The 10,030-nt window shown below is 62.5% G+C and carries 9 protein-coding genes; 5 read left to right on the top strand and 4 right to left on the bottom strand.

What is annotated here, in order from left to right:
- Positions 1 to 119: 119 nt before the first annotated feature.
- Positions 120 to 1,775 (bottom strand): alpha/beta hydrolase, encoded by a 1,656-nt coding sequence (locus AC1D75_RS23195; RefSeq protein WP_495517650.1) that lies wholly within the window; start codon positions 1,773 to 1,775, stop codon positions 120 to 122.
- Between the two features lie 3 nt (positions 1,776 to 1,778).
- A complete protein-coding gene (locus AC1D75_RS23190; protein WP_495517649.1) occupies positions 1,779 to 2,081 on the bottom strand; it encodes a hypothetical protein in 303 nt (100 codons plus the stop codon).
- 314 nt (positions 2,082 to 2,395) lie between these two features.
- Between AC1D75_RS23190 and AC1D75_RS23185 the strand changes: the two genes are divergently transcribed.
- The 3 genes from AC1D75_RS23185 (at position 2,396) to AC1D75_RS23175 (ending at position 5,688) form a co-directional block, all read left to right on the top strand.
- Positions 2,396 to 4,192 carry an alpha/beta hydrolase gene (locus AC1D75_RS23185; protein WP_495517648.1) on the top strand — a complete coding sequence of 599 codons (1,797 nt, stop codon included), beginning with the start codon at positions 2,396 to 2,398 and terminating at the stop codon, positions 4,190 to 4,192.
- Between the two features lie 32 nt (positions 4,193 to 4,224).
- On the top strand, positions 4,225 to 4,791 hold the full coding sequence (locus AC1D75_RS23180; RefSeq protein ID WP_495517647.1) for a hypothetical protein: 567 nt from the start codon (positions 4,225 to 4,227) through the stop codon (positions 4,789 to 4,791).
- Positions 4,792 to 5,394: 603 nt separating this feature from the next.
- Positions 5,395 to 5,688, top strand: coding sequence for a hypothetical protein (locus AC1D75_RS23175; RefSeq protein ID WP_495517646.1), 294 nt, complete (start codon positions 5,395 to 5,397; stop codon positions 5,686 to 5,688).
- A gap of 36 nt (positions 5,689 to 5,724) precedes the next feature.
- On the opposite strand, the gene AC1D75_RS23170 is transcribed toward AC1D75_RS23175, so the two are convergent.
- Both AC1D75_RS23170 and AC1D75_RS23165 read right to left on the bottom strand, forming a co-directional pair.
- On the bottom strand, positions 5,725 to 6,096 hold the full coding sequence (locus AC1D75_RS23170) for a nuclear transport factor 2-like protein (protein WP_495517645.1): 372 nt from the start codon (positions 6,094 to 6,096) through the stop codon (positions 5,725 to 5,727).
- Positions 6,097 to 6,118: 22 nt separating this feature from the next.
- On the bottom strand, positions 6,119 to 7,519 hold the full coding sequence (locus AC1D75_RS23165) for an acyl-CoA synthetase (protein ID WP_495517703.1): 1,401 nt from the start codon (positions 7,517 to 7,519) through the stop codon (positions 6,119 to 6,121).
- Between the two features lie 97 nt (positions 7,520 to 7,616).
- On the opposite strand from AC1D75_RS23165, the gene AC1D75_RS23160 reads away from it, so the two are divergent.
- Together AC1D75_RS23160 and AC1D75_RS23155 are read left to right on the top strand one after the other, a co-directional pair.
- Entirely contained in the window at positions 7,617 to 8,339 is a 723-nt protein-coding gene (locus AC1D75_RS23160) for an SIMPL domain-containing protein (protein ID WP_495517644.1), read from the top strand.
- Positions 8,340 to 8,355: 16 nt separating this feature from the next.
- Positions 8,356 to 10,029 (top strand): amidase, encoded by a 1,674-nt coding sequence (locus AC1D75_RS23155; protein WP_495517643.1) that lies wholly within the window; start codon positions 8,356 to 8,358, stop codon positions 10,027 to 10,029.
- Position 10,030: the final 1 nt, after the last annotated feature.

Here is a 10,030-nt window from a genome sequence, read left to right as displayed (position 1 = left end):
TGTCGGTGTTCTCGGCCCCCGGCTTCCTGCTCTCCGGCGCCTCACTCGCTGACTTGAAGAAAGTTACGGGAACAAGTCCGTCGGCGTCAAATCGCCTGGTCAGGCACCCCCGGCCCAATTCACCGGACGTTCACCGAGGTGGCGGTTTCCGGATACTGCACCTCCCCGTACTTCGCTGTCACGATTCGGGCGATATTGCGCAGTGACTCCGAGCCCTCGTCCCAGTACTTGCTGTGTGCGGCGGTACTGATTCCCGGACCGTTGTCGGAGGTGAAGACCTGCGCACCGAACCCCCTGTCATGAGGGTCGGCGCCGTGGACTCCCTCGATCGTGTCGATCCAATCGTTCCTCGCGACAGTCGCCCAGATCCGGTCAGAGTTGGGCCGATCATCGGGACCGGTCAAGTTCAGGTCGTTCACGTCATCGGGCCCGCCCAACCCTGGACTGGCAACAAACACCAGGTCATCGACGTTCAGTTGCCGATCGCCGCTGGCCGCCTCGGCAGCGACAACAGTCCCGTAGGAGTGACTGACGACGGTGTTGTGTGAGGGACTCCCTCCTTCGCGAGTCGCCCGCAAGCCCTCTTGGAGATCAACAAGCGCCTTGGCTCCCTGCACTGCCGGCGCACCGGACCCGGCTGCCCCGATGTCCTGTGGTGCGTCGTAGCCGAACCAAGCAATGGCCGCGGTATCCGTCGTTCCATGCGGACTCGCAGCACGGACCATCCGTTCCGCGCGATCGACTCCCCCACTGATCTTGCCGAGTTTCGATCCCGTCCCCGGTACGTAGGTGACGACGTTGGCGGCGGTATCGGGATTGTTGACCGCAATCGCCCCGCGGCCCTTGGTATCGAGCTGCATCAGATAGCGCTTCCTCCCACCGACCTCGTCCCCGAGTGCGTTCTGCACCGCACTCAGCGCAACAAGGTCCCGCTGCGCCTTGTCACGACGTGATTGCCCCGCTTCGTCATTCGCGAGCACGTCACGAGACGCCGTTTCCAACTCGAGCAAATACCGGCGGTTGAAGTGATCACGGTCGGCAACCGGTATCCCGTCCATGTTGCCGAGGTCGCGGTTGCTATTCCACAACGCTGCCTTCTCTGCAGAGGTCAGACCATCCCAGAGGGTCTTGAGCAGGTACGGATCGCTGGGCAGCTTGCGTCTGCCATCCACCAGTTCCTGCACGGCTTGCCGTAGCGGGATGGGCGCGGTCGCCCGTTCGGCATTGAGCACCAACTCTTCGAGGGTCTTGGTGATCTGGACGGCCAGGGTCGAATCAGCCTGACCGGCAGCGATCAGTGCTTCCAACAACCACAGCTGATGGCCCGCGGCCTTTCGGTCGGCCAGCGCCCGGGCGTCGCGGATCGGCAGACTCGCCGGGATGTCGGTGGGATAGCCGGGCCGGGAACCGGCCGGCGCGGTGACGCTGCCGTCGTCGGCAACGAGGTAGCCGAGCCATGCGATGGAATTTGCGCGGTCACGGGCAACCCGACAGGAGTGGACGATGTCTGGCCCGAGCCGGTTGATGTCGTCGGCGATGTCGAGGATGGTGATCGCCAAGCGGCTACTCGCCTGCGTTTCTGCGTCAGCGCGGGCCTGTGATGCTTCGGCTGTGTCGCCCTGCCAGCCCTGCATCGTGGTTGTGACAGCGCGTGAGATGTCATTCATCCGCATGTCGAATGAGTCGACCGCAGAATCGATCTCGGTGGCGGCGTCCGAGAGCGCTTGTGCATGAGTCAACCACGTACGCACCTGTGACACAGTCGGTTTGCTCATCGTTCACAGCTTCAGCAAACCGCTGATCGAGTCGGCGTATTGGCCGTCGGTGATGCCATATGTTGTTCCGGCGAGCGCGTTCTTCTGCGCCAACGCATCAACACGAGTTGCGACGCGCTCGAGGGCCGACTCGATCTGCTGCTCCGCCGTTTCGCAGGCGACAGCTACGTCGGATCCCGCGAAACCTCGCAGTAGATCCACAAACGCCGTGTGGATGTCGATCGCTCGGATACCACGCGCCGCGGTCCACAAATCGGCCGCGAGCATGGCGAGCGCATCACGATCTGCCTTGAGTACTGGTGCCATCAGATTCCCCCAATGTCGTTGGACGAGTTTGACGCTAGGTGCGCGATCGCCATAAAGGAGGCAATCGGGCCCCAACCCCGTCTCTCCTGTTAACAGGTAAGGGAGATGTGGACAACGCGGAACACGGTGACAGTCGGCGTCCATCGAAATATTCGGGACTTCAACGGCATAGGGCATACTCCTTTCATCGTCGTCGTCTGATAGCGAACCCTCCCAAGCCAGGCGTTTCGCAGACCTGTCGATGCACGGTGTCCGGGGGCGGAACTAGGGGGGTGGATATGGCTTCTGTTGCAATTCCTACGCAGCCCGTTCACATGACAAAAGTCGAGGGTGACCCGGCGAGCGCCGAGGACATGAGCACGCGTTTGACAACAGCGGCCAACACAGCCGAAGGGCAACAAGACTTCGCTGACGACGGAGCCAAGAAGAACGTTGGGGTCAGCAACGGAGCATGGTCCGGCCGGGGTGCGTCGGCATATCTCGGTGCTATCGCACCATTCGGTGCGGAGGCAGCCGTTGCGTACGCGGGGCTCACGCGCGGCGCAAGGGCGTTGCTCGTATACGCCGACGCCCTGACCGAGCTGAAGAAGACACACAAAGAGCTCAACGAACGCCGCGCCACGTTGGTGACCACGATCCGCAACTTCGAGGACGAAGTTCTCGAGTGGGAGGGCAAAGAGGTCCCCGAGGAAACGTTGGCGGCCCTTCAAGATCGCTCAACGGATCTGACAAACCAAGCGAATACCTGCAACGCGGACAACGAAAAGCTACGGCTCGACACCGAGGCGAATGAAAAAGCCTTGGTCACGGCGCTCGGCAACTACGCAGGCGTTTCTGCAACTCAAAATTCAATGACAGCCGAGGGTTACGATCCGGCGCAGGCCACACGATCCGCGCTGGACAAACTCCCCCATGGCATACACCTCCAGGACCTCGCTGCCCTGTCGGCTGAGGAACGCGCGCGGTGGTGGGCCGGACTCACGGCATCTGAGCAGGAAGCACTTTTGCAGGAGTTCCCGGAGTCCCTCGGCAATGGGCAGGGCCTACCAGCTGCCGTTCGTGACATCGCCAACCGACAGACCCTCGACCGAGACATCGCGCAATCGGAGGCGATCATCCATGCACCGTTCAAGGGCTTCATCACCGCAAGAGAGCCGACCGTCGGTGAATCCGAGCGACGCGATGCCGAGAAGTCCCTCGTCGCCGCCTACGCGGTCAAAGACGGCCTGACCAAAGGCGAGGAAGCAGCACCTGGCGCAACCGTATTGCTCTACGGATACGATCCGCGCGCGTTCGGCGGCGACGGAAAGGCAATTGTCGGTATCGGCGACATGGATACTGCTCAGAATGTTGCGTGGAACGTCCCCGGAATGACAACCGACATCACCAAAACCGGCGGTAATGTCGAGTCTGCGACCACACTGTACGAAGAGGTGCATCGAACCGGTGCGGACATCGCGTCAGTTGCGTGGATCGGCTACGACGCGCCGAGCGGCAGCGATGTCCTCAGCGTCGCAGGTCCCGATGCCGCACAAGAGGGCGGCGCTTTGCTGGCCTCGGATATCGAAGGGTTCGTTTCAGCCCGCGATCAACTCGGCCTTGGCCAAGGTGATGGTGCGGCAGACAAACTCGATCTACATGTGATCGGCCACAGCTACGGTTCGGTCACCACCGGCTGGGCCGGGGACAACGGACGCCTTTCGGAGGATATCGACTCGGTCACCTTGATCGGGTCACCGGGAGCCGGCGGAAGCGAAACAGCCGCGGAGTTCGGTATCGGTGCCGAAAATGTCTACGTCGGCTCAGCATCCAACGACCCGGTCGCGAACCTTGGTGGTACCAAAGACATTCCAGGCGTACTGGCGGCATTGGGTACCGACCCGGCCAGCACTTCATTCGGTGGCGAGAGGTTCCAAGCCGAGGGTGGAGACTCAGGAATTGTCGGCCCCCACAACAGCTATTACCAGCGAGGCACCGAATCACTGTTGAATCTGGTCAGAATCGCAAGCGACGACGGTGCCACCATTACCCACGAGGACCGAAAGAGTGATGCACAGGTTTACGACATCGGTGCCGATCCTGCGAGCGAACGCAACCGAGGAGGTTCCTAGTGATCCCGAAGCAGCGCATACGATTCCGAACATTGTTGTTGCCGACGGTGATGACCGGTGTGATCATTCTGGCGGCCGCCTGCAGCAGTGAGACCCAGTCCCCGCTTCCGAGTTCGACAACTACTGTGGATGCGGACTCTCCGTTGAACCGGGCACAGGCACAAGACATCCGGCTCCACGGGCGAGAACTCATGGCGTCGGTGATCAACTCCGTCGAGCCCCACGGCGCAACCCTCAACGAAGAACGTGCCGAAGAACAGTGGTCCGGGTGCACCGCGAAGAGCACGCCGACTTCGTTCGGAATCAACTACAACGGCGTCCTTTACAGCGCGGACGTGCCATTCGATGCGCAAACTCCGTTCACCGAAGCGCAAGTACATCAATTCCTTGCAGCGCTGCCCATCGCTTGGACTGACTCCGACCCCAACCGCGGGACGAGTGACATCTACTCCGTCACGATCGTGTCCATTGACCCGTTACTCATGAGCGTCACCAGTCCCTGCTACTTCCTCAAAGAGGCAGAGGACAGCGGGACGATCTCCGAGGCAGACAAACGTAAGATCACCGGATTCACGTCCAAATTGTGGGCGGACGAATAATGGGAAGAGATACTGACGACCAAGACAAACGCTTTGTTCGCGAGCTCTTGCAGGTTGCGAGAGCGGCGATCACGGATCCGCGGGTTCGCGTGCAGCATATTCATCATCCGGGACAGCCACCGAGGACAACCGCAGAATCCGGCGCAGGGCATGCCGACACCGTCCTGCACGGGCGTATTTGGCGCGATGTCCAGGTACTCGAAACCGAATTCCTGGCCCTGTGGATGCACTCATGGATCTCTGACCACGACCCCGACTCCGCAGACATCCAGTTCAGCGTCGACCATCCCGACCGAATTCGTCCGATCATTCATGCCGTTACGACCGCTCGTCCAGGGGGCGATCTCATCGGCACGGCGGCCGATCGACTGATCGTCAGAGGTTGGATCCCCGAGGGGAAGCCAACCGATCGCGAACTGATTGCGAAAAAGCACGGCCGCCTGTTGAAGTTGTGCATCGACCCCTCCGGCGAAGCTGCAATCACACTCGACGGCCACTCGCTCGAGATTCCCAACCTCACCGACACACAAATTCGGCAACTGACTCGAGCGCCGACCTCGATAGATTTGAAGCCGTCCCGTTGACCGATGCGAAAGGCTGAAGATGGAGATCGAGAATGCGAAGGTACTAGCGATCAGTAATGGTTGGTACCAAGCCAACTACGCGCTGACCGAGGCTGCAACCAACGCCGGCGACGACAGTGGGACCTGGTCGCCGACAGTCAGCAGCTCCGTTCATTTGTTCGCCGACGCGTGGCGAACCGCACTTGGCCAGCTAGCAGCAGAGGCCCATACAACAGCCGAGAGCCTGACCGATGTCGTGTACACGTACCAGATGACCGACGACAACGCAGCGGCGCTGATGCAGACAATTCAGGCGTCGAAGGCACCTGAGTAGCAGTCTTCCGTTTCACCGCACTCAAGGTCTGCCATGTCACCGGGCCGGAAGCTTGGCGCCCATCTTCTCGGAGAACAGTTGTGTGGCTTTCATCGGGCGCAGCATGACGGTGAACTCGTCGATGAGGTGGTCGGGTGTCTCGTGGATGAAGTCGCATCCCTCGATGGCCAGGCCGTCGACCTTGGCCCTGAATATCAGGCCGGTGTAGCCATCGAGTGGTGAATTCAGTTCTCGGACATAGGTGAAATCCTCGAACGTGTCGAAGGCTGCACGCAGGATCATGTCGACGACGTCGCGTCCCTTGTAGGCATTGAAGGCGACCGGGCTGTGAAAGACGACGTGTTCGTCGAGCATCTCTGCGATGTCATCGATCCGTTGTTCCTCGACCGCCGCGCGGAATGCATGCATGTCCAAGCCTCCTCATAGTCCCCTAGAGCAACAGCTTCTTCTGCACCTTACCCATGGCGTTACGGGGTAGTTCGTCAACTACGCGAATTTCCCTGGGCCGCTTATGGTTCGAGAGCTCGGCGGCAACGAGGTCGATGAGTTCGGTCTCGTTGATGTCATCTCCGACCACAACAGCAACGATGCGCTGTCCCAGATCGTCGTCGGGCACACCGATCACGGCGACCTCATGCACGCTCGGATGGCCGAGCAACACGGTCTCGATCTCACCGGCACCGATGCGGTAGCCACCGGATTTGATGAGGTCGATCGATGCACGTCCGACGATCCGGTGCATGCCATCGGGATCGATGACGGCGACGTCGCCGGTGGCAAACCAGCCGTCGTCACTCCACGATTCCGCGGTGGCGTCGGGCCGATTCAGGTACCCCTGCGACACCATCGGACCACGAATCTGAAGGTTGCCGATGGTTTCTCCGTCATGCGGAACCTCGGCGCCCTGGTCGTCGCGCAGGCGGGATTCGACTCCGGCGATGGGGAAACCGACCCAGCCCGGACGACGTTCACCGTCGAAACGGGTACTGAGTGTGATGAGGGTTTCGGTCATCCCGTAACGCTCGACGATCTCGTGGCCGGTCAGCGCTTTGATCTTCTCGAACACCGGGACCGGTAGCGGAGCACTCCCCGACACCAGCAGTCGGGCCGGTGCCAATGCGCGGGCCGACTCTTCGTCGGCGGCGATCCTTGTCCAGACAGTCGGGACACCGAAGTACATCGTGCCCGCGGCCGCGGCGTAGTTCTCGGGAGTCGGCTTAACCGTGTGGACCACGGCGCTGCCGACTCGCAGCGGACCGAGGATACCGAGGATCAAGCCGTGAACGTGAAAGAGCGGAAGGCCGTGTACCAACACGTCTTTCGAGGTCCACGCCCACGCGTCCGCGAGGGCATCGAGGCCGGCGGCGATGGCGCGGCGGCTCATCGGAACGCCCTTGGGGAGTCCGGTGGTGCCGGAGGTGTACAGGACGAACGCCGTCGAATCCGGATGCGGTTCGGGATGGCTGTGCCACGACCGCGCGTACATCCGAACCGGGAGAACCTGCAGACCTGCGGTGTCCTCAGGGGCCGCGCCGAGCCAGGCCTGGGCACCGGAGTCGGTCAGCATGTGCTGCCGTTCGGTCGCGCCTGCATCCGGAGGAACCGGGACGACGGCGACGCCGGCGATCAGCGCACCCACCACGGCGACCACGGTCTGCGCCGTGGGCTGCGCCAGCACCGCTACGCACCTGGCCCCGCGGATCCGCTCGGCGACCGAGGTGGCCGCACCGATGAGATCGCTTCGCGACAGGATGGTGTCGCCGACCGTGACAAAGGCGGGGTCATCCGCCCTATTGGTGAGGGAGGCCTGGGTCAACGACGGAAAGAGCATCACCCGACCACTTTGTCATACCGCCGCGCCGCGTCATCGCCGATGCGCTCGCCTCCGACGGCGCCGAAATGTCAGACCACCCAGGCACACTGCAGCAATGATTCCTCGCCCCGTCACGATCACCGTCTCCGGCCACGCGAACCGGCAGTTCACCCCGAACCGCTGCACTGTGCATCTGTCGGTGCACTCTGACGGCGCCACCCGGGAAGGCGCGTCCGAACCGGTGACGGCTGCGGTCACCACCGTCACCGATCTGGTGAAGGCACTCCAAGAGCAGACCGCCTCACCCCTGCAGCGATGGTCTCTTGATCAGCTGCGTCACGACCGGTACCGGCCCTACGATTGGGAAGCCAAGGAGCGCCCGTGGGTGTACCGCTCATCCGCGTCGGTCAGGGTGACGTTCAAGGACTTCAGCGCGCTGGGCGCCTTCATCGATCAGGTCTCCGAGATGGAGGAGGTCGCGGTCGGTCGGATCCACTGGTGGCTCAGCCGCAAGGCCGAAGCAAAGCGGACCGCGCAGGTTCGCGACCTGGCCGTCCGCAACGCACTGGCCAAAGCCCAGGGATACACGCAGGGTCTCGGCTACAGCGAGTTCAATGCCATGGCGATCGCAGATCCCGGGATGCTCGGCTTGACCACGGGCGGTCAGCATTTCGAGCCGGACGGCGGGATTCCGCGCGCGATGGCTGTGTCCGGTGCGCCTCCCGGCGAGCTCGAAGACCGCCAGGTCATCGAGCTCGAGCCTGGTCGGGTCACGATCTCGGCCTACGTCGAAGCACGGTTCGAAGCGCTCAAGACCGAGCCGGCCGCCGAGGTCTGATGGCATTCTGAACGCCATGGGTACCGCCGGGACGTTCCGTGTTGTCGAGAAGTCCATCGCCGATCTGCGCCTGGCCCTCGACACGGGCGTAACCACGAGCGTCGAACTGGTCGGGCGCTATCTCGATCGGATCGATCACTACGACCACAACGGCATCCGGTTGAATGCGGTGCCGGTGATGAACCCGGATGCGCTCGATGAGGCGCGGGCCTCGGATCTACGACGCGAGCGCGGCGAGGTGCTCGGTCCGCTCGACGGCATTCCGTACACCGCGAAAGACAGCTACAAGGTGCGAGGGCTCACGGTCGCGGCCGGTTCTCCGGCGTTCAAAGACCTGATCGCCGGGGACGACGCCTTTGCGATCGCCCAATTGCGTCGCGGTGGTGCCATCTGTCTCGGCTTGACAACGATGCCACCGATGGCTGCTGGCGGTATGCAGCGCGGACTCTACGGGCGCGCCGAAAGTCCCTACAACGCAGACTTTCTCACGTCTTCGTTCGGTTCCGGTTCGTCCAACGGGTCGGGTACCGCCACGGCGGCCAGTTTTGCGGCGTTCGGTCTCGGTGAGGAGACTTGGTCGTCGGGGCGAGCGCCGGCCTCACACAACGGGCTGGTCGCGTACACGCCCTCCCGCGGTGTGATCTCGATGCGTGGTAACTGGCCGCTGTACGCCACGATGGATGTTGTTGTCCCGCATACCCGCACGGTCGCCGACATGCTCGAGATCCTCGATGTCATCGTCGACGACGACGAGCAGACCCGGGGCGACTTCTGGCGGATGCAGCAGGTGGTCGAGCTCCCGAAGCCCTCTGCGATCAGACCACCGAGCTATCCCACACTCACCGTCGCCGCCGCGTTGCAGGGCAAGCGCCTTGCGGTCCCCCGGATGTACATCAACCACGATGACCAGGGCAGGGATCCGGTACACACCAGGCAGTCGATCATCGACCGATGGAACAAGGCCCGCATCGTGCTCGAGTCGTTGGGTGCCACAGTCACCGAGACCGACTTCCCGGTGGTCGAGAACCATGAAGAGGACCGGCCCGACGCGCGGAGCATGGTCACCCGCGGATTGGTTCCGCCCGACTACTACGCCTGGGAGATGGGTGTTCTGATGATGTGGGGTTGGCAGGACTTCCTCGACGCCAACGGTGATCCGAACCTGTCGGCCTTGGCCGATGTCGACGGACCGCAGATCTTCCCCCATCCCGACGGCGCACTCCCCGACCGCTACGACGTCGAAGACGAGGACTTCTCGGTCACCGTCGAACGAGCCAAGCACGGTGTGCCTGCACTGGAGGATCTGCCCAATCTGCAGCAATCATTAAACGGGCTCGAAACCACCCGAAAGCTGGACTTCGAGGACTGGATGGACTCGAATGACATTGATGCCGTGGTGTTCCCGACACAGTCGGATGTCGGTCCCGCCGACGCCGACGTCAATCCTGCCTCCGCCGACATCGCGTGGGCCAACGGCGTGCGCTACTCCAACGGCAATCTCGCGATTCGCCATTGCGGCATCCCGACCGTCACCGTCCCGATGGGATTGATGGCCGACACCCAGATGCCGATCGGGCTGACGTTCGCGGGCAAGGCCTATGACGACAACCTGTTGTTGTCGATGGCCGCGGCATTCGAAAGCGCCGCTGATCCCAGGCCGGTCCCGCCGCGCACGCCCGAACTGCCGTAGG

This window comes from Williamsia sp. Y712, assembly GCF_059445525.1.
Note: the sequence above shows the minus strand (reverse complement) of the source record. Positions and strands in the feature narration are given on the sequence as shown.